The sequence below is a fragment of the Photorhabdus hindustanensis genome, assembly GCF_002968995.1.
In the GTDB taxonomy this organism is placed as follows: domain Bacteria; phylum Pseudomonadota; class Gammaproteobacteria; order Enterobacterales; family Enterobacteriaceae; genus Photorhabdus; species Photorhabdus akhurstii.
The window spans coordinates 93,793-117,779 of record NZ_PUWT01000014.1; the positions used below are offsets into that span (position 1 = coordinate 93,793).

The following is a 23,987-nucleotide window of genomic DNA, read 5'->3' on the forward strand; positions in this document are numbered from 1 at the left end:
ATGTATTGCTCATTGAAAGACTTGCAAGAGCAGATACCAACGCAATCATTGATATGGCTGTCCAACGAAGAGCCTAATGCCCAGACAATCAATGAGACTGTGGTTAACAATGTCATTCGCTATGCCGATGAACTTATCGATGCCCATTTACGTGGACGTTATATCCTGCCTCTGGCGGAAGTTCCCACGGTATTACGTGATGCCGCCATTACGTTAACACGCTATCGGCTGTATGCCCGCCGTCCAGAGGGTTCTATTCCTGAAGCCGTGATAGATGATTACAAAATTGTTTTGCGCCAACTGGCTGACATCCGAGATGCCAAACTGACACTGGGCCTGCTTTCCACAGGAAAAGATACCCCTGAACCGGGGGAGTTTCGTGTTCGGGCGCGTCGTCCCACCTTTGGGGGGAGTAAAGGAATGTTGGAGAAATACTGATGGATGTTTCGCCGATCATTGATGCCATTGTCATGAGGCTAAGAGAAAAACTACCTGGCTTACAGGTGGAGTATTTCCCTGAAAGACCAACTGAATTCAGGCTGAACCATCCGGTAGGAGCCATTTTAATCAGCTATCCCGGTTCTCGCTTCGACAAGCCTAAAGATGTTGGGGCGGTATTGCAGACACAAACTGTTATGCTCAATGCCACCATAGTTTTTCGTCAGCTTAATGGACGTCACGGTGCCGTTGCCACATTAGATGATGTACGCCGGGTTCTCGGCGGATTCCAACCACCGAACTGCCAACGAAAATGTTGGCTGGTACGGGATACATTTCTCGGTGAGATAGCTGGTTTGTGGCAATACACGCTGGATTTTGCGACTGAAAGTGTATTTATCGAAGACTGTGAGTTACCGAATGGTTCGCCGTTAGCCCAAATCAATTATGAGGGAACTGAACAATGAAATACCTCTATACAGGCCCAGCAAGCGGCGTCACTTTAGCTGATGGCACTGAAGTCTTGCTCTGGTCAGGAAAAACTGTTGATTTACCGCAGCAGCATGATTATGTGAAGACATTGATAGCGCTGCGATATCTTCATCCACTGTCAGAACAGCAAAAAAATATTCTGAAGAAAGAAAAGCCTGAGGAGGTCACTGATGGCCGCTAATTATTTGCATGGCGTCGAAACTATCGAAGTCGAAAAAGGCTCACGTCCTGTCAAGACAGTGAAATCCGCCGTGATCGGCTTAATTGGTACTGCACCGATAGGGCCAGTAAATGCAGTGACACTTTGTCTGTCAGAAAAAGATGCCGCTCAATTTGGTACTCAAATGAATGGTTTTACCATCCCACAAGCACTGGATGCTATTTATGATCATGGGGCGGGAACTGTGCTGGTTATTAATGTTCTTGATCCTGAGGTGCATAAAGCTAATGTTGCCAGTGAAAGCATTAGCTTTGATAAAACTACAGAAACAGCGAAACCGGCTAATCCCGTGGTCAGTAATGTCTTACTAAAAGCCACCTCTGGTAGTGCCCCTTATGTAGAAGGGCAAGACTATTCTCTGGATGCTCAAACAGGCAGCCTCAAGAATATCGGTAAAAACATTGCTGCGGGTGCAACCGTGATTGCCAGCTATGACTTTGCCGACCCTACATTAGTGACGCCTGCTGACATTATTGGCAGCATCAATGCAGCGGGTAATCGTACAGGTATGAAGTTGCTGAATGATACTTATAACCTGTATGGGTTCTTTGCCAAGATTTTGCTGGCTCCTGTCTACTGTACCCAGCTAAGTGTGACAACAGAACTGATTGCCCTTGCAACTAAATTGGGTGCTATGACTTATATTGATGCCCCGATAGGTACCACTTTTGTTCAGGCTATCAGTGGCCGCGGCCCGTCTGGCACAATCAATTTTAATACCAGTTCTGATCGTGTCCGGCTGTGTTACCCACACGTCAAAGTCTATGATGCGGAAAGCAATAGCGAGCGCTTGGAACCCTTGTCATCTCGTGCAGCAGGGCTGCGTGCCAAGATTGATGCAGACAAAGGTTTTTGGTGGTCATCCTCCAATCAAGAAATTATAGGGATCACAGGTATTGAGCGCCAGCTATCCGCCATAATTGACGATCCACAAAGTGAAGTGAACCAGCTCAATGAACAAGGGATTACTACAGTGTTCAATAATTATGGCTCTGGTTTGCGCTTATGGGGCAACCGTACCGCCGCATGGCCAACTGTGACACACATGCGTAACTTCGAGAACGTGCGCAGAACGGGCGACGTGATTAATGAATCCCTGCGTTACTTCAGCCAGCAATATATCGATATGCCGATCACGCCAGCGCTGATAGATGCCCTGACAGAATCTGTGAATGCCTATGGTCGTAAATTGATTGCTGATGGCGCTTTGTTGGGATTCAAATGCTGGTTTGACCCTACACGTAATGAAGAAACTGCGCTGACTGCTGGTCATCTGTTATTCAGTTATAAATATACACCACCGCCACCACTGGAACGACTGACATTTGAAACTGAGATTACCTCTGAATATTTGCTGAATTTAAAGGGAAATAGTTAATGGCTGGAAAAATTGAAATTAACCGTATTACCAATGCCAACATTTATATTGACGGCAATAACCTGCTGGGGCGAGCTGAAGAAGTGAAACTGCCAGACGTTTCCATGACCATGCAGGAACATAAGGCGCTGGGGATGGTCGGTAAGGTGGAGCTACCAGCAGGCTTCGATAAGCTGGAAGGCGAGATCAAGTGGAACAGTTTCTACCGTGACGCTATGTTATCCGCAGCCAATCCCTATAAATCTCTGGCATTACAGTGCCGTTCCAGCGTCCAGAAATTCAGTTCACAGGGGCGCATTGATGAAGTGCCATTGGTGACATATCTGACCATTTTATTTAAGAAGAATCCGCTGGGCACATTTAAACAACATGAAAATGCTGATTTTTCCAGTAGCTTTACCAGTACCTATATTAAGCAAGTATTGGATGGGGAGGAACTGTTAGAACTGGATTATCTGGCCAATATCTTTCGTGTCGGCGGCATTGATCAACTGACCGATTATCGCATCAATATTGGAGGTTAAACTAAATAATGACAGTAGAATCAGTGGATAAAGACCAGAATATTCCCAGTGTTGGATTGCCTAATGGTACATGGTTGGCTGTCTTAAACATTCCAGGTGTGGAGACTTTGGGTTGGTTTTCCGATATCGGAGCAGAGAAAGGGAAAGAATATCTGATAGACTTTTTCCGTAACTGTAAAGGCTTTCGCACTCACTAATGACAGGGGCATCAGCCCCTTTCTTCTTTAATCCCCTTTAATATCTCTGTTTACATACATGAATGATACTGAATGAAACTTACAGAGGAGTATCATCATGTCAGAAACGACTTACCATCTTCAATTTCCCTATACCACGGCTGCTGGCGTTCGCATTGAAGAGCTTCAGTTATCACGTTTGAAAGTTAAAGATATCAAGGCTGCCCGGCGAGCCAGCGAAAACCCTACTGACTGGGATGATATTTTGATAGCACGTTCGACAGGATTGTTACCAGAAGATATCGAACAGATGGATGTCGCTGATTATCTGGCATTACAGAAACGATTTCAGCAAGTTATCGGATTGGATCAGGGAAATAAAAACAGTGTGGCAAGCATCGGCGATGTTGGCACGATGGTTCCGGTTCCAGCCGAGCGAGATTGATAATCTGGCGCTGGATGAATTTGAATGTTGGTTGAATGAGGCCAACACTCAAATCAAACGCGAGAATGGAGGCAGTTAATTCGTGTCAACAGAATTTTCCATTGGTGTCATTATTGGTGGAGCCATTAGTAGTGCGTTCAGTTCTGCCATGTCTGGTACACGCCGTACTCTAGGAACACTGGGAGAAACGACTCGCCAACTGGAGAACCGACAGCAGGCACTGAACCGTGCTGTTGAACGTTACGGTCAACTTGGTTCCCGTAGTGCCCAGCGTTTGAATGCGGATCTACAACGCATCAGTCGAACACTGGAACAGTTGAACCGCCAGCAACAGCGCTTACAGTCTGCGGCTAGTATGAGTGATGCAGCCAAAGCGAATCGTATGGCGCTATATGCACGGGGAGCCGAAACCTATGCATTAACTCGCACGATATCCTCTCCCGTTGTTCAGTCCGTAACAAAGTATGCCTCTTTTGAATCAGGATTAAGGGATATAGCTGTCACGGGCAATTTGTCTCCGAAAGAAGAGCAAAAAATCGGAATCATCTTGCGCCAGAACGCCAAGCAAACAAACCAATTACAAGAAACTCTGCTGGAAGGTATTGGTACATTGGTTGCCGCCGGAAAATCTCCCATGAAATCGACCGATATGAGTAGATTATTGGGCCACGTCGCCACGGCATCCAAAGCTAATATTAATGACTTAGCCAAAATGGCTCTGTCCTTTGAGTCCCTGAAAATTGAAGGCGATCAAGCGCTCAAGGAAGCCTTTAACCGAGCCGTTTTCGGTGCTAAATCGGGTCGTTTTGAATTAAAAGATCTCGCCCAATACTTTCCAGAAATGGCGCAGCAATTTGCTGGTAAGGGAATATATGGTCAGGAGGCAGTTTCACAGATTATAGCCAGCTTGGAAGTTGGCCGTGAAGGCGCAGGAACGGAAGGTGAAGCAGCTACCAATATGAGGAACTGGCTAGCTTCAATGGGACGTGGTGATATTGCCAAAAGATACGCTGAAGCTGACGTCGATTATCAAACCTCAATGAGCAGATATGTTTCTTCGGGGTACTCACAATATGAAGCCTCAATCATGATCGCAGACCGCTTTATCAAGAGTAAAGGCGCTGATCTCATGAAAGAGTGGAAAAAAGCGGGAGCCAGAGGTGATGAAGATGCACAGCGTATGCTCATGGAATCCTTCGGGCTATCCTCTATTTTCACCGACGTACAGACAGTCAACCATCTCTTGGCCATGCGGCAACGTTGGGGAGATTATCAGCGTATCAAAACAGGCATGGGGACTGATTCGGCACAAAAATCTGTTGATACCGATTTTGATAAACAGAACGATACCTTAGAAGCACAGTGGCGGCGTACTCAAATTGAGTTTAATGATTCGGCTATTAGCATTGGTCAGTCGCTGCGTCCAGCATTAATACAGTTAGCCGAAACCTTTATTCCATTGATGGACAAGACCGGAAAATGGCTGGCCGCTAATCCTGAACTCATCAGCAATGTTGTCACGTTGGTCGGCGGGTTCTTGGCATTCAAAGCAGCTTCAATCGGTGTCAGATTAGGTCTTAATCTTTTGCTTTCCCCTATAACTGATATCTGGAAAGGCGCAATGTTAATGCGCACACGGTGGTTACTGTTTCGAATGGCTATCGGCAGTGGCGGCAGATTTGGTGTCGTTGCAAACATCTTGGGAAAAATAGCCGGAGCAGCTCTCTGGTTGGGTAGAATCCTCGGTAGTGCTCTCTATAAGGGCTTGATGTTAGCTGGCAGAGCTATTTTGTGGATTGGACGCGCACTATTAATGAATCCTATCGGATTGATCATCACTAGTATTGCAGTGGCCGCTTATCTTATCTATCGCTATTGGAAGCCCATCAGTAATTTCTTTAAACGGCTTTGGGTCTTAGTAAAATTCGCTTTCCAAATGGGATGGCAGGGAATCAAAAATATTTGGTCTAACGTCAAAGGTTGGTTTACAGCTCGATGGAATGACATTACTAATGCGTTTGATGGCGGAATATTTGAGGTCAGTAAATTAATTTTAAATTGGTCTCCATTGGGATTGTTCTATAAAACATTCGCTGACGTTATGAAATGGTTTGGCATGGATATGCCCGATAATTTTACTGACTTTGGTAAAAATATCGTTAATGGGTTGGTTAATGGTATTTCTAATATGCTGACCACGGCTAAGGACACCATTAAAAACTTTGGTGGCAAAGTTTCTAGCTGGTTTAAAGAAGCATTAGGTATTCAATCTCCCAGTCGGGTATTTATGGGATTTGGCGATAATATTGTGCAAGGTACGGTTGTTGGTATTGATCGTACTACGCCGTTGGCTGCTCGTGCCACTCAGCGTCTGACTGAGGGAATGACCCCTGATGTCCCACAAATCTCACCTCCTGAGATGATGTCGGGCAATCCAATTAAACGAACAGGTTATAAAGATGCCAGCAACAGCAATAATGGTTTTTCTATCTCTTTCGCCCCGCAAATATACATTGGTGATAAACAACAAACGGCTATACCCGATATTAGTCAAGCCTTAAACCTGAGTATGCGTGAATTAGAAAAACTGCTGGAGCGTATTGTTATTCAGAGAGAACGCCGGAGGTACGGATAATGTTTGCTGTATTAGGTGATATTGAATTTGAGCTAATCACATATTGGGATGGTTTTGATGTAACGTTTGGTGTTGATTATGCCGAACATGCCCGAATTCAAGGTAAGCCCGGCTTGCAGTTTGTAGGTGAGAAACTGGATGAAATTCAAATTAGCTTGGTCTTTCATCAACATTATTGTACGCCGGATATTGAATTGAATCGGCTGCGTGAAGCAATGCGGAAACATCAAGCACTTGCGCTAATATTCGGAAATGGTGATTACCGTGGCTGGTTTGTTATTACTGATGTGACAGCCTCCAGTGAACAAACGGATTCAGTAGGTAATATATTTGCCCTCAATGCCTCGGTGACATTACGTGAATATATCGGTGATCCTAAAAAACCACTGAAACCGCCTGCCATTAAATCTCATGTCCCGAATACAAAGGCGTTGTCTAATGCAATACCGAAACCATCAGGTATGGCTAAAAAAGTCAGGGATGGAGTGAATTATGCCAAACAAGCACAATCAGCACTGCAAACGACGATCAGTGCGGTACGTATTGCACAGAAGATGAAAGACAACCCGACTGTAGCGTTAACCCGCGTACCAGGTCTTCTTACCGGACTTAACAATATTGTTGGGCCATTAGGGAAAAGCTATCCGGCTTTTCAATCACTCGGTGACTCATTGCCTGATGCAATTCAATTGACCAGAGCAGCGGGACAAGCAGCAACATTTGTTAACAGTGCTCAATCGTCATTAAGCCGTGCAGATAGCCGTAATATCGCGGCTGCATTGGATTCTGTATCAACTCAACTTGAATCAGCAAGTTCAACATTTACATCAATATCACCCGCGCTCAGTAAGATGGCAGCGCAAATTACCACAAGGACTCTTTGATCATGTTTCTTGAACACATAACGAAAGAGGGAGATAGATGGGATTTATTGGCTCACCATTATTATGGTGACCCTTTAGGTTACGCTCGCATAATTGCTGCCAATCCGCACGTTGCAGTTACACCTGTATTGCCATCTGGGATCGTATTGTTGATCCCTATCATTGACGCTGACAATAATGTAGTAACTGAAGAGGATACACCACCGTGGCTGAGATAATTGATTCCAAGCAAACACCATCTATAACGGGTGTCTCAGAGATTTTAAGTCCAACATTCACGTTACGATATTTGCAAAAAGATATCACAAATGACATCACTCCTTATGTCACTCGTGTCAGCTATACCGACAACATCAAAAGCGAATCTGATGAAATAGAGGTAGAGTTGGATGATACTGATGGTCGCTGGTTGGATAAATGGTATCCGGGCAAAGGTGATACGTTGACATTGAAGTTGGGCTATTTCGGAGAACGATTACTGAATTGTGGCTCATTCTATATTGATGAAATTGAAGTCAGTATCCCTCCTTCTATTGTATCTGTTCGAGGTGTAGCAACGTCTATCAATACAGCATTGCGTACCAAATCTAACCGTGGATTTGAGAATACAACTCTGGCAGCTATTGCTAACCGCATCGCTAAGAAACATCAGTTAAAGCTGATCGGCAGTATCGAAATCATCAAGATTGACAGGGTGACACAATATTCTGAAACCGATGTGGCGTTCTTGAAACGACTGGCCGGTGAATATGGTTATGCCGTTAAGGTTGTCAGTGAACAGCTAATTTTCTCCCACTTAGCCAGTTTGCGCTGCCAAGAACCCATAAAAAAATTACACCCTCGTGATGTTACCCAATTTTCACTGCGGGACACGATTAATAAAATCTATAAAAAAGCTAAAGTGAAGCACCAAAAGGCTGATGATAAAAAGTTGATTGTCTATGAAGCTGATGGCACGACCAGTGTAAGTAATCAGTCCAATCCAAAAGACAAAAGTAGCGGTAAAGAAACCAGCGCAGATACCTTAAAAGTAAACAGCCGGGCTGCTAACAAAGATAGCGCTGAAATAAAGGCCACGTCAGCACTGGATTCACATAATGAGTACCAGCAGAACGGCTCACTTTCATTGGTGGGTACCCCTCAGTTAACCGCCGGAAATAAAATTGAGTTGGTTGAATTTGGCAAGTTATCTGGGCAATGGTTAATTACCTCAGCTCACCACTCTTTTGATCGCAACAGTGGATATATAACCGAACTTGAAGTTGCTCGTGGCCCTGTTACATCAAGTAAATCTAAGAAAGGTAAAAGGGGTAAGACTCAGAAATTGGTTGTATATAAGCCCGATGGTTCTTCCGACACAATCATCAAGGAGGAATCTAAATGAGCAGCATAACTCGTCAAGTCGGCACAATTAGCGCCGTAGATCCTGCTACTGTTCGTGCCCGCGTGCGATTGCCTGAATACGATAATATGCGTACTAACTGGCTGAATGTGTTGCAGCGCAATACCCAGAATAACAAAGACTATTGGTTGCCCGATGTTGGGGAACAAGTTGAAGTATTATTGGATGCCAATGGTGAAGATGGTGTTATTTTAGGTGCTATCTATTCCAGTGTTGATAAACCACTTGCTAACAATAAAAATATCCGTGGTGTAACTTATGCAGATGATGCGGCTTTTTACTATGATCGTACCTCACACACCCTGACTATTAATGGCGGCATTCAGCACATTAAAATTGGGGTGGGAGCCAATGTTGTTATTTATACACAGCAGGCAACTATTGATGCGCCGGAAACAATCGTAACCGGAAATATGTTAGTGAAAGGTCAATTAATCTATCAAAATGGGCTGTCGGGTTCTGGTGGTAATGGTACTACGAACATTCAGGGTAATGTCAGCATCGATGGCAACATCCATGCAACAGGTAGCATCATGGATGAAGGCGGTAACTCGAATCATCATTTTCATGAATTTCTTTAAACACCTTTAATATTAGATATACCTACAGGGGATAATACTGTCCCCTATGAATACGAACTCACATTCTGTTTTTTGGCAACCCGCTCTCCAGAACTCAGGCAAAATTGCCTGTGGGCTGGATGATATCGCCCAAGCAATACTCATTATTCTACGTACACCACGTGGCAGTGATCCACATCGACCAGAATTCGGCAGTAACTTGCACCTTTATATGGATTACCCAATAGACCGCGCGATTCCCCACGTTGTCAGGGAATCTGTTGATGCTATTACACATTGGGAACCTCGTTGCCAGTTGCTCTCCGTGAAACCAACTGTCAATGGAGAGCATCTAACTCTGCGTGTGAATTGGACAGCAGTTGATGGCATTACACAATCTACGGAGTTGCTATGGCGCTGACAGAACCTGATTTTATCGAGCGTGATGTAGAAAAAATCACAACCGAAATGATCGCAAAATATGAAGCTGATGTAGGTAAGACTTTGTACCCAGCACAGGCAGAACGCCTGCTGATCAATTTATTTGCATATCGTGAAGCACTGACCAGAATGCAAGTTCAGGAAGCCGCCAAGCAGAATTTGGTCGAGTTTGCCCGTGCGCCCATTTTGGACTACTTAGGGGAATTGGTCGGAGTATATCGGCTATCCGCCCAACCGGCGCATACAATATTGCAATTTAGTGTTGATGAAGCATTAGAGCAAGATGTACTCATTCCAGTTGGAACTCGTGTTAATGCATCGGACAGTATTATTTTTGCTACTAATACAGATGCTGTTCTGAAAGTCGGCACACGGTTCGTTAATGTCACAGCTACTTGTACAGATACTGGATTATCAGGGAATAGCTGGCAACCAGCACAAATTAGTACATTGTTGGATGAAATCGACGACATTGACCTGCAAGTGACCAACACAATAGTGAGCAGTGGTGGTTCGGCAGAGGAAAGTGACGAGAGGCTACGTGTACGAATCAAGATGGCCCCTGAATCGTTTACTAATGCGGGCAGTCGTCAGGCTTATCGTTTTCATGCCATGCGTGCCCATCCCAATATTGTTGATGTCGCAGTCATGTCTCCCATTCCGGGTGTTGTTGAACTGTTTCCACTATTGGCGACGGGGTTGCCAGATGAAAGCATTTTAACGCTGGTGAAAAGTTTTTGTTCTGATGAAAAAATCCGCCCGTTGACTGACACTGTATATGCAAAACCTCCCGTGAAGGTTGATTATACCATCAAGGCGAAACTGACCTTGTACAGTGGCGTTAATGCACCTGGTATTCAATCGGCAGCAGAACAAGCCATACAAACATGGGTAGCTGAACGAGCAACAATGTTAGGAAAGGATATTGTTCCCAGCCAAATCATCTCAACATTGTCTGTTTCTGGCGTCTATCAAGTCGTACTGGAGTCTCCCACGTTTCAGATTGTAGATGAAAATGAATGGGCGAACTGTATCGGTATCACTGTTGTGGTCACTGGAGTCGCTGATGGTTAAGTTACATCTACCACCTCCACTAGAAGCTGATATCAGTATGCGTGCATTAGGTCAGTTGGCCTCTCGTTTTGATGATATCGATTTAACCCAATTAATGGTTTATCTCATTGATACTGTCGATAGCAGCACGCTGCATTGGCTGGCAAATCAATTCTCCCTATTTGGCGATGGCTGGGAGCTTGTCGAATCAGACAATGCTCGCCGCACGTTAATCAAATCAGCTATAGAATTGCATCGCTATAAAGGCACACCGTGGTCAATTCGTGAAATTATCCGTCGTTTTGGGTTTGGTGAAATTGATTTAATTGAAAGCACTGGTCAAATCAATTATGACGGTCATGCCAGCCATAACGGTAATTATATTCATGGCGATTCAACATCCTGGGCAGATTATCGCGTCATACTTCAACAACCTATTACCAATGATCAAGCCTCGCTACTGCGCACTACACTGGCAGCGTTTGCGCCTGCACGCTGCCACCTTGCCAGCTTGGAATATCAGTCTGTATCAATTCGTTACAACAATACTGTCAGTTATGACGGTAGTTACAATTATGGGAGCAGTTAAAATGGCTAATTTGCCGGAAACCCCACAGTGGTCAGAGGGCGTGTATCAGATAGAAACCTCAGACCCAGTGTTAGGCGGGCCTGATGGTATTTCCAATCGGCAGGCTAAACAGTTGGCCAACCGCACAAGCTATCTTAAACAGAAGCTAGAACAAAATGGGAATGAGCTGAAAGAGCACACCGAAGCGAAAGACCCGCATACTCAGTATGCACCGAAAGCCAGTCCCATTTTCACAGGAACGCCAATCGCCCCCACACCTGCTAAAAACGCTAATAATACTCAGATTGCAACAACAGCATTTGTGCAATCACTGACGGATACGGCGAATCAAAGTGCTATAGCAGCAAATAACAACGCTAATAGCCGAGTACCATCCATTCGTAAAGTGAATGGGAAAGCGTTGTCATCTGATATTTCATTGAATGCCGGGGATGTGGGAAGTTATGCTAAATCTGAGAGCGATAACACTTTCTTGCGTATTTCTAGCGATAAAACTGCAACCGTTGGTAGTTTATTAATTGATAGTAAAACTCCTTTTCCTGAGCTACGTTTCAAATCGAAAGATGGGTATATGGTAGGAATTAATGGTTCGGAAGGAAAATTGTTACATATTTATTCTAACGATCCGAGCAATCAGCGACGTTATAATATATTAATACCTGAGCGAAGCGGTACACTCGCATTGCAAAACGCAGCTATAAAATCTGAAAATGGCTGGTGGCAATGCGGGGATACGGGAATAATTATTCAATGGGTTAAAGTTGCATCAAACCAACAGTCATGGGTAAAAGTCAATTATCCAATTTCTTTTAAATGTCAGTTTATTGGCTATGTCGCAAGCATGTCGAGTATCAATACATCAACAGGTCACACATTAGTACGTAATGCAACATTATCGACGTTTGAATATCAAGCTGGCACTCCCAACAACAATGAGAATCCAAGCAAAGTTGTTCATATATTATTTTGGGGGGTATAAATGGTTTATTTCTCCAGAAAAGAAGGCGCTTTTTATAGTGACTCTCATGAAGAATGTGTTGAAATAACAGCAGAAAAACACAATGAATTACTTACAGGGCAGTCACACGGTTTGTCAATTGTCAGTAATAAAGAGGGTTATCCAGTGCTTACTGAACGCGCCCCGTCCGTTTATCATAAATACGATGGTGAAAAGTGGATAATATCAGAAAGCGGTGTGATAAAACTTAGGCAGGAACAGCAGCAACAAGCAGAACATAAGAAACAGCAACTTATGTTCACTGTAAGTAAACAGATAGCTCCGTTACAAGATGCTGTAGATTTGGGGATGGCGAGTGATGAGGAAAATTCTCGGTTGACCGCTTTGAAAAAATATAGGGTATTGCTGAACCGTGTTGATGCTAACTTAGCGCCAGATATTTATTGGCCCGAAAAACCCAGAGTAATAGAATAAGGGCTGCAATAAACTGGCCCCAATAGTCAGACAGTCTAAGCAGCTAACATGGCCTAGGTTCGATATTATACCGAACTTAGACCATTTAGTTGAGAATTAGTCACCTGGAAGAATTATTTCGGATAACTCGTTCAATAGGTTGTCCATTCTCGTCAAAATATCGGCTTGGCCAAATTTCTGAGGGATGTACTCCGAGATTGTTCGCAATAATCCACTCTCCTTTAGGCCAAGGTCGTGATAGAGCATTAGCTAATGTAGATGAGCTAAGTCCCTCCTTACGTGATACCGCTGCTAAGGTAGTGCCGAGCTTACGTAAGGCAGCGATAATGTCGGCGGTATGCCAATCTTTTTTATTCATTTCCTTTATATCTCCATATAACAAACGCATGAATTATCCTATTTTGGGATATTTAAGTAAATGGTTGATATTCGATTTTGGGATATTAATCAAGGTTAAAGAAATGGCATCTATTTATTCATATGAATATCAAATGGTTATAAACGCTCTTCGTAAGGCTAGGATAGAAAAAGGTATTACTCAAAAAAGATTGGCTCAAGCCTTAGATCGACCTCAATCATTTATTGCTAAAATTGAAAATGGTGAAAGAAGGTTGGATGTAGTTGAATTTGTGCATATAGCACACTTGCTATCTGTCGATCATGGGCTAATTTTAGAAAAAATACTGTTCAAAAAACCACCTAAAAAGCCAAAACGAGCAGAGCTTATAAAATAAAAAATCCCATTTTGGTATAAATCAACAATCGATTGATATTTAATCCTAAATGTTTAGTAGGATTGAATATATGGTTTCAATTTACTCTGATGAATATCAAATAGTTATAAAAGCACTCCGTGAGGCTCGTATAGCAAAGGGGGTCACGCAAGAGAATTTAGCTCAAGCGCTAGATCGCCCTCAATCGTTTATTGCGAAAGTTGAGAATGGTGAAAGAAGATTGGATGTTGTGGAATTTGTTCATATAGCACATTTGTTATCATTAGAGCCAAGTGTTCTCATAAAAAGAATCCCAAGAAAATATTCCTCGATATGCTGATAACTTTCTATCTATGCTAGTTTCATCAGATAGCGTAGCTAAAGAGGGATTCACATAGTTAACTATGTGATAGAACAATTAGGGTTTATATCCCTAGAGTTGTTTTTTGTACTCCGTGTTATGCAGTGTCTATACACGTTTTACTTGGCTAACACTATAATTGGAGCTATCTGCGCTCCTTTTGCGCAGATAGATATAGCTAAACAGGTTCCGCTCCAGGTTAGAGAGGGGGGCTGGTTTATGAGGTCATAAGGTCGGCCTTTTCAGCTATAGCGATTTCCCAAATTTTCGGAGCTTCGGCTCCCTTAGTTTGACCAACGATTTTTACGCGTTGCGTATTGCTAACTTATATGCTGAATTCCAAAAATGACTTCACGTTTTTCCTATCTATACTCTCATTCTTCTCGTTCGGTTAGGTGAATTTGTCAGGCGCTTCTTAATAACTTCTTAGTCTCAAGATAGAGGTTTATAAGGCTAAGATAGCTTTACATTAGAGGTAGGTTCAAGTTCAGCTAAAATCATAGCTGAATGCATTCCAATCATTTTCATTTGGTTAGGCATTTCATTCTGTACTGTGCATTTTGTGTAAAAATTTTTCAATAGATGAAACGCAATTGTCGCTTTATTTATCGAGCGGATAAGCGAAATTTATCGCGCGCGGCATCAACAGTATCAAATATCACCATGAGAAAAATTAATGCACTGGTTAAACAAGATAAAAATGTGAATCACTCTTTATCTGATGTGATGACTGGAAAACGCATAATTAAGTGAAAACATATTTTACAGGACGCATTTCAGTGACCGTATCTGCCAGTTCAATTAATTCAGCAGGGTAATCTTGTCCGGTAATTATCACCGTCTGATTAATTGGCCGTCCGTTTAATGCCTCGATAATTTCATCGAGTAATAGATAACTGTTGTTTATCACGCAAGCCAATTCGTTAAGCACTACCAATGATAATTCAGGATCACGCATCATGTGCAACGCATGCTGCCAAACCTCAGTACAAGCGGCAATATTCTTAGTACGATTGTGAATTTCTCCAGTCAAGTTCATTGATATTAATTGAAATTCTACTCCATGCCGCTGTAACAAAACACGTTCACCGGCTGACCATTCATCCTTAATAAATTGGACAATGCCGGCCTTTAATCCATGACCCAACGCTCGTGTAACCGTCCCCATTGCTGCGGTGGTTCTCCCTCTGCCGTTACCGGTATAGATAATGACAATTCCTCGGCTTTCCTGAGCGGCTGAAACTTGTGCCATAAATCTCTCTTTTTGCCGCTGTTTTCTCTGTTTATATCGCTCCTCACTCATTTATCTGGCTCCAATATCTTAGTCAGTTTGTTTTGTCTGTATTTGCTTGAGTTGACTCAGAGAATAATGTTTCTACTACCCGATCGACTTGTTGACGATCTTGACTCACCAGCGATTGCATTAATCGCTCATTAGTAAAAAACCGTTCCCAAAAGCGACGACGTGCCGCCAAATGATGAAAGTGTCGTTTTACCCGCTGACGAAGTGTTCCACCGTAAGCGGCCAGACGACCAAGATGCATCGGTAACAACCGTTCGAGTTTTTCACGCCATAACCTGACCAATACCGGCGCATTGCCACCGGAGGAGATAGCAATCACCAGTGGTGAACGATCAATCACTGACGGTGTGATAAAACTGGCTTGCTGTGGCTCATCCACCACATTGCAAAAAATGCGGCGCACCGTCGCACAATCACTCACATAGCCATTCACCACCGCATCATTAGTAGCGGCAATAACCAGCCAACAATGCTCAAGCCAGTAAGGCTCAAACTCTCCATGAATAAGTGTCACTTGGTCAGTTTCCCCCCATAGCTTAAATTGAGGGGTGAATTCCCGTGCGTTAACTAATAGATGCGCACCGGCATCTAATAATAGACGCGCTTTACGCTCCGCTACCTGACCTCCTCCAACCAACAGACAGGTTTTATCCCGGACCTGACAAAACATCGGCAAATAATCCAACATAAGTCCCCTCCTACAGTTAACGCACACCACCCGGTATCATGGTCAGCAAGTGCTGGCGAGGATAAAAACGCGTTATGCCTCGGTGTTTCAGCCACCAGCATAGATACTCAACATCATGATGGCTGCGATCGCACAATAACCCGACAATACTGCCACTATGAGCAACATTCAGCCCGTAGATCCCACTCCGTTCCACTAGTTCCAACAAACTGTCAAACGCCGGTTTTACCAACAACTTTTGACTGGCCTGTGCACTGAGTGTTGTGGCTTCTCCCAATCGCCAGCAATTCTGGGTAGTCACAGCCTGACAAAATAGTCTCCAGGCATGCTCTAGCACTGCGGCATTCTCCAGTAATACCGGATGGCGATCTAAACGGTGATAATCAGCCGTGATCAAAGTTTCCGGGCTTTCCAATAACAAAATATCGATAGATGGCTGCCAGTCACAAGCAATCCGAGTAGCAGCCGTTTGATGATCAAACAAGGTAAGTTGGCTGAATAACGTGCTATCAGTAGGCTCAAGCTGTACGCAAAAGCCAGCCAGAGTCGTTTCATCAAGTGTTTCCCCAAAATAACGCGCCGTCGCCAGCGCCGTGGCGGCAATATCAGCGGTACTACTTGCCAGCCCTTTTGCTACTGGGATCGTAGAAGTAAAGGAGAGCCGTAAACCTCGCGCCATCTCCACCGATAAACCAAAATACGCCAGTACAGTTTTCATCATTTGACGCATGCGAGGACGTTCATTTTTTCCCGGCACGCCATCTGTAACAGACACCTCGCTAAACCAATTCACCGGACAAGAGATCAATTTCTCACCACCAAGTATCCACCCTTGGATAAGTTCACCACACGATGCGGGACAACGCGCTTTAGCCATAATTGAATACCTGATGTAACGCCGATACCAGACGGCGATTATCATGCTCACCCTTGATGGCGACCCGATAATAAGCCGCGTCCAAGCCAGGATAGTTAGCACAATGGCGAATCAGTATTCTCTGTTTCAACAATGCTTGTTGAAGATTAATTTCCGGGCGCAGACAATGCAGGAAGATATAATTTGCCGCAGGAGGCCAAACACGCAATGCCGGTAATGCGGTCAACGCCTGATAAAGCCAACGTTGTTGTTCAGCTAACCAGCGGTGTGTTGCTTGAATGTAAGCCTTATCATTAAGAACAGTTTCACCGGCCAATGCCGCGAAAGCATTAATCGTCCACGGTTCCCGCCAGCGCTTCATTGCCCGAATCCCCGTGACATCACTACTGACCAGATAACCAAGGCGCAGCCCCGGAATAGCAAAAAATTTCGTGAGTGAACGCAGAATATAAAGACGAGGAAAATGCGCTATCTGAGGAATAAATCCGGCAGTATCCGGGAGAAAATCGATAAACGCTTCATCGAAAATCAGTGCAATATTATGCTGACGGCAACGTTCAAATACCGCCTGCAATAACGCAGCATCTGGCATTAAACCGGTTGGATTATTGGGTGTAGCAAGAAACAGGCAATCAGGGCGACATCGATCCAATGCCGCCAATAAACGTTGATCAGGCTGATAATCATCAGCTTCACGCATCACATACTCATCAATCTGGCAATCAACCCGTTGTAAGGCTTTCCGATATTCAGCAAATCCCGGTATCAAGAGCATGGCACGACGCGGCTTAAGATAATTCACCACAGCATAAATCAATTCGGTAGCACCATTACCCGCCATCAGGTTTTCCGCAGTACAATGATGAATCTGTGCTAACGCTGCATGCAATCGACGATATTCTGTATCAGGGTAATACTCTGCACATTTTAATTGGTCGATAATGGCCGCTTTTAGGGATTCCGGCATCCCTAATGGGTTAATATTAGCGCTGAAATCAATTATCTCTTCGACTGTAACACCCATTTTCAGCGCCATTTCCAGCACATTACCGCCATGTTCGCTCATCAAATTGATCCCGAATGTTAAACAAAAAATCAGAGTGCCATCAGTGATGGAACGGAAGAGAGCAACAAACGATCCCGGCTAAAAGCCAGTGTTTCCCGCAGACGCACCACATCACCAATCACAATCAACGCTGGCGCAGTCAATCCCTGAGCCGCCACCCGTTGAGCCAGAGTTAACAGGGTTGCACTGGCGACCTGTTGTTGCTGATGGCTGGCATACATCACAACCGCCGCCGGCGTTGTCGGCGCTTTACCGCCTGCGATCAATTGCTCACAGATACTCGCCAGTTGGGTCATGCCCATTAAGATCACCAGCGTGCCTTCCAGTTTTGCCAGCGTCGCCCAATCCTGTGATTCATTTCCCTGACGCAAATGGCCGGTAATAACATGAAAACCTGATGCATAATCACGATGAGTGACCGGTATCCCAGCACAAGCCAGACCACCAATTGATGAGCTGATGCCCGGCACCACTTCAAAAGGGATTTTCGCCAGCGCCAAAGCTTCCGCTTCTTCACCACCACGGCCAAACACATAGGGATCTCCCCCTTTCAGCCGGACGACATTTAACCCTTGTTGCGCACACTCCACCAAGATCTGATTTATTTGCCGTTGCGGCACTGGGTGATAGTTCGGCGTTTTGCCGACATTAATCATTTTGCAGTTATCAGGCGCTTCGGATAACAGGTCCGGGCTGACTAATCGATCATACACCAGCGCCTCAGCCTGACGGATACAATGCAATCCTCTGACAGTAATCAGCGCCGCATCGCCTGGACCGGCGCCTACCAACCAAACTTTTCCGCTATTCATCATTTTTCTCACCCTTAACGAAAGTCTGTTTGAAGATATATAACCGATAGGCAGCAACACGATCTGGTGTAAGATCAATAATTATTCATTTTTATTAATGTATTGATGATAACTATATGTCCTGACACATTGCAGCTTTATCTGCTTGTTTCCCTTAGCAACTTCGCCCTGTACCTTGTATCTACGCCATTTTTATTATAACCCCTAATGTTTTTGTGACCACAGTTTACTTTTCAACCAAATTGACGACATTTAATACTGATTGATAAAAAAAAAATGCCAACATACGCCTTATTACAAACAAGAGGCGTAGCGATGGAATCCAAGGAATTATTCAGTGTCGGAATTGACATCGGCACTACCACCACACAAGTGATCTTCTCGCGTCTGTCACTGGTGAACCGTGCCGCGGTATCACAAGTGCCACGCTACGAGTTTGTTAGCCGCGAGATTATCTGGCAAAGCCCGGTGTTATTTACCCCCGTAGACTTCGCCGGACAATTGCGTGAAGACGAGCTGTTCAACTTGATCCTGGCACAATATCAGGCAGCAAACATCGATCCGGAAAGCATCGACTCCGGCGCGGTGATCATTACGGGTGAAACCGCGAAAACATGCAATGCACGCCCTGCGATCATGACACTGGCGCAAAAATTAGGGGATTTTGTTGTCGCAACAGCGGGACCACATCTGGAATCAATGATTGCCGGTTTGGGTTCCGGCGCTCAAGCGTTGTCACAGCAGAAAATGGCCAGAGTGCTCAACATTGACATCGGCGGCGGCACAGCCAACTATGCGCTATTTGACGCCGGGCGACTCATCGCCTCCGCTTGCTTAAATGTCGGCGGCCGCTTATTAGAAACCGATCCTCAAGGGAAAGTCTTACGGGCACATCCGCCCGGAGTACTCATCGTTAATTCACTGTTTGGCGAAAACACAGATATTCAACATCTGACAGCCACGCAATTACAGCAAATTGCTACGCGGATGTCGCAATTGCTGTGGGAAGTCGTCACCGGACAACTCACACCACTGACGCAACAATTACTGATGACCGAACCGCTGTCAAACTGTGATGAACTCTATGCCGTCACCCTCTCCGGCGGGGTAGGAGAGTGTTATCGTGAAGCATCGGATCATGATCTATTCCGTTTTCACGATTTAGGGCCATTGCTGGCGCAAGCTATCCATCGTGATAATGATTTCACCAAACTACCACTGCAAGTGCCAAAACAAACCGTGCGTGCTACCGTCATTGGCGCCGGTGCTCATACATTATCATTATCCGGTAGCACCATTTGGCTCGATACACTATCACTACCACTACGCAACATTCCCGTCGTCCACCCTGACACAGAAGCCGCTGAATCGCTGGCAGAAGCCTGGCAACATGCACTCACACAAATGGATCTGAATGCCGAACAAGATCTATATGCATTGGCCCTACCCGACGCCCTGCCGGTGAATTATGCCGCCGTACAGACATGCATTACCGCTTTACAGAATTTCGCCGCCCGCTATCCCTCTTCTCACCCGCTGCTCATCGTCGCCGGTCAAGATTTTGGTAAGGCATTGGGCATGCTGTTGCATCCTCTGATGGGAGAACGGCCGCTGGCGGTTATCGATGAAGTGATCACCCGCACCGGGGATTATATCGACATTGGCACGCCACTATTTAATGGCACTGTGGTTCCCGTCACTATCAAATCACTGGCTTTTCCTTCCTGAGAGAGCGTAAACATGAAATTGAAAACTCAGCTTTTTGGTAAGACCTATCAGTTTAAAGATGTCAAACAGGTGCTGGCAATGGCTAACGAATTGCGTTCCGGGGATATGCTAGCCGGGGTAGCGGCCGAAAGTTCCCAACAACGCGTCGCGGCTAAACATGTCCTCTCGGAAATGACGATTGCGGATATTCGCATGAATCCGATCATTCCTTATGAAGAGGATTGCGTGACTCGCATTATTCAGGATGACATTAACGAAATTGCCTACACCCGCACAAAAAACTGGAGTATCGGTGAACTGCGTGAATACATACTAAGCGATGATACCAGCGTGGATGATATCGCCTTTCTGCGTAAAGGGATCAGTTCTGAAGTCGTTGCCGCCGTGGCAAAAATCAGTTCCAATGCGGACCTGATCTATGGCGCGAAAAAAATGCCGGTGATCAAAAAAGCCAATACCACCATCGGGACACCGGGAACATTCAGCGCCCGGCTGCAACCTAACGATACCCGCGACGATGTACAAAGCATTCTGGCTCAGATTTACGAAGGACTATCGTTTGGCGTTGGCGATGCAGTCATCGGCGTTAATCCGGTAACTGACGATGTGGAAAACCTGACTCGCGTGCTGGATACCATCTATGAGGTGATCGACAAATTCGCTATCCCAACCCAAGGCTGCGTTTTAGCCCACGTCACAACCCAGATAGAAGCTATTAAGCGTGGTGCGCCGGGTGGTTTAATTTTCCAAAGTATCTGCGGCAGTGAAAAAGGGCTAAAAGAGTTTGGCGTAGAATTGGCTATGTTAGATGAAGCACGTGCCGTTGGCGCGGAATATTGCCGTCTTGCCGGCGATAACTGCCTCTATCTTGAAACTGGACAAGGCTCCGCTCTCTCCGCCGGCGCTCACTTTGGCGCTGATCAAGTGACAATGGAGGCACGAAACTATGGCTTGGCACGCCACTATGACCCATTTCTGGTGAATACCGTTGTCGGCTTCATCGGGCCGGAATACCTCTACAATGATCGCCAGATTATCCGCGCCGGATTAGAAGATCACTTTATGGGAAAACTCAGTGGCGTCTCAATGGGATGTGACTGCTGCTACACCAACCACGCAGATTCCGATCAAAACCAGAATGAAAACCTGATGATCTTGCTGGCAACCGCAGGGTGTAATTTCATCATGGGCATGCCGCTCGGTGATGACATTATGCTCAATTACCAGACATCCGCTTTCCACGACACCGCCACTATTCGTCATTTGCTTAACCTGCGTCCGTCGCCCGAGTTCGAACGCTGGCTAGAACATATGGGACTGATGGCAAATGGCCGCTTAACACCACGTGCGGGCGATGCATCGTTCTTTTTCTGATTCTTTGCTGAGATAAATCACCATGAACCAAAAAACAATTGAAGAGAATGTAAGCGAGCTGGTATCTGACCTGAACCCCCATGCATCCCCTGAAATCATTGACGAAATTGAAAGCTGTACGCCGGATTTAGGCTCCTCAGAAGCCAAGCAGTGGATCGGTGTCCAAAACCCGAACCGCATGGAAGTCTTACAGGAATTACGCCGGAGCACGGTGGCGAGAGTCGGTACCGGCCGCAGCGGTCCACGCCCCCGTACTCAAGCATTACTGCGTTTTCAGGCTGATCACTCCCGTTCTAAAGATACAGTGTTAAAAGAAGTCCCGGTTGAATGGATAGAAAAGCGCGGATTGCTGGAAGTGCAATCTCAAGTCAGCGACAAAAACCTCTATTTAACTCGCCCGGACCTAGGAAGAAAACTCAGTGCGAACGCGGTAGAAACCTTGCTAACACAGTGCAAAACTGGCCCCGATGTACAAGTTGTGATCTCCGATGGTCTTTCTACTGACGCCATTACCACCAACTACGAAGATCTTGTACCACCACTGTTAAAAGGGTTGGAACAAGCAGGAATGTGCATCGGCACACCGTTTTTTGTGCGTTATGGTCGCGTCAAAATCGAAGATCAGATTGGCGAACTACTAAAAGCTAAAGTGGTTGTCTTACTGATTGGAGAACGTCCCGGATTGGGGCAATCGGAAAGTCTCTCCTGCTATGCAGTTTATAAACCGACAGTAGAAAAAACTGTTGAAGCTGACCGCACTTGTATCTCTAATATTCATCGTGGCGGCACGCCACCAATCGAAGCCGCAGCAATTATTGTCGATCTAGCTAAAAATATGCTAGAACAGCAAGCTTCTGGCATTGCTCTTAGTCGTTGATAGCATGGTGGCTATACTCTATGGATTTCAAGATGCTTCGCGACGGCAAGGGAGCAAATCCCCGGAAGCATAGATAACTATATGACCGGAGTGAGCGAGTGCAGCCAATAAAGAGGCAACTTGAAAGATGACGGGTATAAACAATAATCTTTCATTTAAGTGGGAACTCCCTTTGACTTCATTAATAAAATCATCAATATAAAAATAGGATGGCAGGCCAAAACCTGCCTCCTGCTTTATTGATTGCCTAACCATAAATGCGATATAACTTCCAGTTCTGCATTTAGAATACTGCTAATGTTGTAGAATTCAATTTTATAGTAATTAACAACATTAGGAGGTGATGCAAGTATTTCCGTCTTACCGGAGTAAATATCAATATAGCTATACTGATTATAATGCCCAAACGGACCAGCCCAATAATTTACAGCCCTAATATTTGCCAGGCTATTGTTTTTTATAATTGCGTCACTGAAATCAGTGGGTAATACTGCATTACCAGAATTATAAATTACATATGCATCGTTAGAATTCATATGTACCATTCTTGATGGAATTCCAGCTTTTTTCCACGCAGAGTCCATTACAAATTCAATTTCTGCAATTTCAGTATTGCTAAGATTGGTGACTACAATTTTATAGCGGTAAATAAGGTCACCAGGTCCTCCGAATATTTTAACTTCGCTAGGATAAACATCAACATGACTATATTGATGATAATCTCCAATCAGACGAGCCCAGTAATTTATAGCCCTAATTGGTGCCATACTCTTGTTTTTTATAATTGCCGCTGGGACTGTATTGGGCACTGCAATATTTTTATTACTATAAATCTCAACGGTTTGAAGAGGACCTATAGATACAGTTTTTTTCAATGACATTATTCTTTCCCTTATTATTTATGTTGTTTAGTAATATACATAACAGGCAGTTTTACCTGTAAAATTTAACTTAACACTTTCCACAAACAGTTAAATATTGAAATTTGTCAGCACAGTGAAAAAATACAATTAACGAATTCATTGTATATACTTTGTCATTTAATCATGTAATAAACAATAACCTAAATTAGATACTGTTTTTCCCGCGTTATTTATTCTGGTAAAACTTTTTTCTCTCATTTCTATTACGGCAGCAGCACCATACTACTAAATACAACAAACTTTAGAAAAACAGATCTAAATAATGCATTTATTAGGTATAATAAAACCGTAATTATGTTATGATAAGTCATTAGATCAACAAAATATTATGAGATTGAATAGATGGATTTGGAAAAATTAAGAAAATTAACCCTCAGTAGTGGATTCACATTTAAAGAGCTTCTTATGATGCAACGGACCTTTAAAAATCTTGACGATGATGAAAGAAAATATGTAATAAAGTATTATACAAAAAGCGATAATATTTACAACGTTATAATAGTGCTTGCTGAAGATGCCGGCGAACCCGTGTTATTTTTTGCTCTCATGTATGTAGGTTACATAATAATGGAAGTTTTCCTCTATGACGAAAATTC

At 44.4% G+C, this 23,987-nt stretch carries 29 protein-coding genes and 1 pseudogene; 23 read left to right on the top strand and 7 right to left on the bottom strand.

Going from position 1 to position 23,987, the window contains the following annotated elements:
• The 18 genes from C6H66_RS06090 (at position 1) to C6H66_RS06175 (ending at position 12,669) form a co-directional block, all read left to right on the top strand.
• Positions 1–438 carry a gp436 family protein gene (locus tag C6H66_RS06090; RefSeq protein WP_040152993.1) on the top strand — a complete coding sequence of 146 codons (438 nt, stop codon included), beginning with the start codon at positions 1–3 and terminating at the stop codon, positions 436–438.
• Positions 438–905 carry a Gp37 family protein gene (locus C6H66_RS06095; protein WP_105395084.1) on the top strand — a complete coding sequence of 156 codons (468 nt, stop codon included), beginning with the start codon at positions 438–440 and terminating at the stop codon, positions 903–905. The genes C6H66_RS06090 and C6H66_RS06095 overlap by 1 nt, the downstream gene beginning before the upstream one ends.
• Positions 902–1,111, top strand: coding sequence for a hypothetical protein (locus C6H66_RS06100; RefSeq protein WP_040152989.1), 210 nt, complete (start codon positions 902–904; stop codon positions 1,109–1,111). The genes C6H66_RS06095 and C6H66_RS06100 overlap by 4 nt, the downstream gene beginning before the upstream one ends.
• Positions 1,101–2,528: a phage tail sheath subtilisin-like domain-containing protein gene (locus C6H66_RS06105; RefSeq protein WP_105395085.1), complete on the top strand. Its 1,428-nt coding sequence runs from the start codon at positions 1,101–1,103 to the stop codon at positions 2,526–2,528. The genes C6H66_RS06100 and C6H66_RS06105 overlap by 11 nt, the downstream gene beginning before the upstream one ends.
• A complete protein-coding gene (locus tag C6H66_RS06110) occupies positions 2,528–3,052 on the top strand; it encodes a phage major tail tube protein (RefSeq protein WP_011147613.1) in 525 nt (174 codons plus the stop codon). Before C6H66_RS06105 ends, C6H66_RS06110 begins: the two co-directional genes overlap by 1 nt.
• Before the next feature lie 8 nt (positions 3,053–3,060).
• On the top strand, positions 3,061–3,249 hold the full coding sequence (locus C6H66_RS06115) for a hypothetical protein (RefSeq protein WP_105395086.1): 189 nt from the start codon (positions 3,061–3,063) through the stop codon (positions 3,247–3,249).
• A 97-nt stretch (positions 3,250–3,346) separates the two neighbouring features.
• Positions 3,347–3,673, top strand: coding sequence for a phage tail assembly protein (locus C6H66_RS06120; RefSeq protein WP_105395087.1), 327 nt, complete (start codon positions 3,347–3,349; stop codon positions 3,671–3,673).
• Complete coding sequence (locus C6H66_RS27405; RefSeq protein ID WP_105395088.1) at positions 3,633–3,752, top strand: GpE family phage tail protein; 120 nt, start codon at positions 3,633–3,635, stop codon at positions 3,750–3,752. Before C6H66_RS06120 ends, C6H66_RS27405 begins: the two co-directional genes overlap by 41 nt.
• A 3-nt stretch (positions 3,753–3,755) precedes the next feature.
• Positions 3,756–6,308 carry a phage tail tape measure protein gene (locus C6H66_RS06130; protein ID WP_105395089.1) on the top strand — a complete coding sequence of 851 codons (2,553 nt, stop codon included), beginning with the start codon at positions 3,756–3,758 and terminating at the stop codon, positions 6,306–6,308.
• On the top strand, positions 6,308–7,192 hold the full coding sequence (locus C6H66_RS06135; RefSeq protein ID WP_105395090.1) for a phage tail protein: 885 nt from the start codon (positions 6,308–6,310) through the stop codon (positions 7,190–7,192). The genes C6H66_RS06130 and C6H66_RS06135 overlap by 1 nt, the downstream gene beginning before the upstream one ends.
• A 2-nt stretch (positions 7,193–7,194) precedes the next feature.
• Positions 7,195–7,410: a tail protein X gene (locus C6H66_RS06140; protein ID WP_105395091.1), complete on the top strand. Its 216-nt coding sequence runs from the start codon at positions 7,195–7,197 to the stop codon at positions 7,408–7,410.
• Positions 7,398–8,576 (top strand): phage late control D family protein, encoded by a 1,179-nt coding sequence (locus C6H66_RS06145; protein WP_105395092.1) that lies wholly within the window; start codon positions 7,398–7,400, stop codon positions 8,574–8,576. Before C6H66_RS06140 ends, C6H66_RS06145 begins: the two co-directional genes overlap by 13 nt.
• Positions 8,573–9,175, top strand: coding sequence for a phage baseplate assembly protein V (locus tag C6H66_RS06150; RefSeq protein WP_105395093.1), 603 nt, complete (start codon positions 8,573–8,575; stop codon positions 9,173–9,175). Before C6H66_RS06145 ends, C6H66_RS06150 begins: the two co-directional genes overlap by 4 nt.
• Before the next feature lie 46 nt (positions 9,176–9,221).
• Positions 9,222–9,575, top strand: coding sequence for a GPW/gp25 family protein (locus C6H66_RS06155; protein WP_105395094.1), 354 nt, complete (start codon positions 9,222–9,224; stop codon positions 9,573–9,575).
• Positions 9,566–10,669, top strand: a complete 1,104-nt coding sequence (locus tag C6H66_RS06160; RefSeq protein WP_105395095.1) for a baseplate assembly protein — start codon at positions 9,566–9,568, stop codon at positions 10,667–10,669. The genes C6H66_RS06155 and C6H66_RS06160 overlap by 10 nt, the downstream gene beginning before the upstream one ends.
• Positions 10,662–11,237 carry a phage tail protein I gene (locus C6H66_RS06165; RefSeq protein WP_377312609.1) on the top strand — a complete coding sequence of 192 codons (576 nt, stop codon included), beginning with the start codon at positions 10,662–10,664 and terminating at the stop codon, positions 11,235–11,237. Before C6H66_RS06160 ends, C6H66_RS06165 begins: the two co-directional genes overlap by 8 nt.
• Position 11,238: 1 nt before the next feature.
• Positions 11,239–12,216, top strand: a complete 978-nt coding sequence (locus tag C6H66_RS26635) for a gp53-like domain-containing protein (RefSeq protein ID WP_248000617.1) — start codon at positions 11,239–11,241, stop codon at positions 12,214–12,216.
• Entirely contained in the window at positions 12,217–12,669 is a 453-nt protein-coding gene (locus C6H66_RS06175) for a tail fiber assembly protein (RefSeq protein ID WP_105395096.1), read from the top strand.
• A gap of 100 nt (positions 12,670–12,769) precedes the next feature.
• Here the strand turns inward: C6H66_RS06175 and C6H66_RS06180 are convergent, their stop codons facing one another.
• Entirely contained in the window at positions 12,770–13,027 is a 258-nt protein-coding gene (locus tag C6H66_RS06180; protein WP_065389358.1) for a helix-turn-helix domain-containing protein, read from the bottom strand.
• A gap of 103 nt (positions 13,028–13,130) precedes the next feature.
• Between C6H66_RS06180 and C6H66_RS06185 the strand changes: the two genes are divergently transcribed.
• Both C6H66_RS06185 and C6H66_RS06190 read left to right on the top strand, forming a co-directional pair.
• On the top strand, positions 13,131–13,403 hold the full coding sequence (locus C6H66_RS06185) for a helix-turn-helix domain-containing protein (protein ID WP_051240231.1): 273 nt from the start codon (positions 13,131–13,133) through the stop codon (positions 13,401–13,403).
• A gap of 70 nt (positions 13,404–13,473) precedes the next feature.
• Positions 13,474–13,722, top strand: coding sequence for a helix-turn-helix domain-containing protein (locus C6H66_RS06190; RefSeq protein WP_011147600.1), 249 nt, complete (start codon positions 13,474–13,476; stop codon positions 13,720–13,722).
• A 766-nt stretch (positions 13,723–14,488) separates the two neighbouring features.
• On the opposite strand, the gene cobO is transcribed toward C6H66_RS06190, so the two are convergent.
• From cobO to cobA, 5 genes and pseudogenes are all read right to left on the bottom strand, one after another.
• The gene (gene cobO, locus C6H66_RS06195) at positions 14,489–15,046 is read right to left on the bottom strand and encodes a cob(I)yrinic acid a,c-diamide adenosyltransferase (protein ID WP_105395097.1); all 558 of its coding nucleotides are present in this window, start codon (positions 15,044–15,046) and stop codon (positions 14,489–14,491) included.
• A gap of 55 nt (positions 15,047–15,101) precedes the next feature.
• Positions 15,102–15,731, bottom strand: a pseudogene (locus C6H66_RS06200) (NAD(P)-dependent oxidoreductase); the annotation flags it as partial.
• A gap of 19 nt (positions 15,732–15,750) precedes the next feature.
• Complete coding sequence (locus C6H66_RS06205; RefSeq protein WP_146111025.1) at positions 15,751–16,611, bottom strand: GHMP family kinase ATP-binding protein; 861 nt, start codon at positions 16,609–16,611, stop codon at positions 15,751–15,753.
• Positions 16,604–17,677 carry a threonine-phosphate decarboxylase CobD gene (cobD, locus tag C6H66_RS06210; RefSeq protein WP_105395100.1) on the bottom strand — a complete coding sequence of 358 codons (1,074 nt, stop codon included), beginning with the start codon at positions 17,675–17,677 and terminating at the stop codon, positions 16,604–16,606. Before cobD ends, C6H66_RS06205 begins: the two co-directional genes overlap by 8 nt.
• Positions 17,678–17,706: 29 nt before the next feature.
• Positions 17,707–18,489: a uroporphyrinogen-III C-methyltransferase gene (gene cobA, locus C6H66_RS06215; protein WP_036777417.1), complete on the bottom strand. Its 783-nt coding sequence runs from the start codon at positions 18,487–18,489 to the stop codon at positions 17,707–17,709.
• 315 nt (positions 18,490–18,804) lie between these two features.
• Here cobA and eutA point away from each other — a divergent pair, with 315 nt between their 5' ends.
• The 3 genes from eutA to eutC are packed head-to-tail and all read left to right on the top strand — an operon-like array spanning position 18,805 to position 22,468.
• A complete protein-coding gene (gene eutA / locus C6H66_RS06220) occupies positions 18,805–20,217 on the top strand; it encodes an ethanolamine ammonia-lyase reactivating factor EutA (protein ID WP_105395101.1) in 1,413 nt (470 codons plus the stop codon).
• A gap of 12 nt (positions 20,218–20,229) precedes the next feature.
• Positions 20,230–21,591, top strand: coding sequence for an ethanolamine ammonia-lyase subunit EutB (locus tag C6H66_RS06225; protein ID WP_105395102.1), 1,362 nt, complete (start codon positions 20,230–20,232; stop codon positions 21,589–21,591).
• 22 nt (positions 21,592–21,613) lie between these two features.
• Positions 21,614–22,468, top strand: a complete 855-nt coding sequence (eutC, locus tag C6H66_RS06230; RefSeq protein WP_105395103.1) for an ethanolamine ammonia-lyase subunit EutC — start codon at positions 21,614–21,616, stop codon at positions 22,466–22,468.
• Between the two features lie 236 nt (positions 22,469–22,704).
• On the opposite strand, the gene C6H66_RS06240 is transcribed toward eutC, so the two are convergent.
• Positions 22,705–23,349: a hypothetical protein gene (locus C6H66_RS06240; protein WP_105395105.1), complete on the bottom strand. Its 645-nt coding sequence runs from the start codon at positions 23,347–23,349 to the stop codon at positions 22,705–22,707.
• Positions 23,350–23,987: the final 638 nt, after the last annotated feature.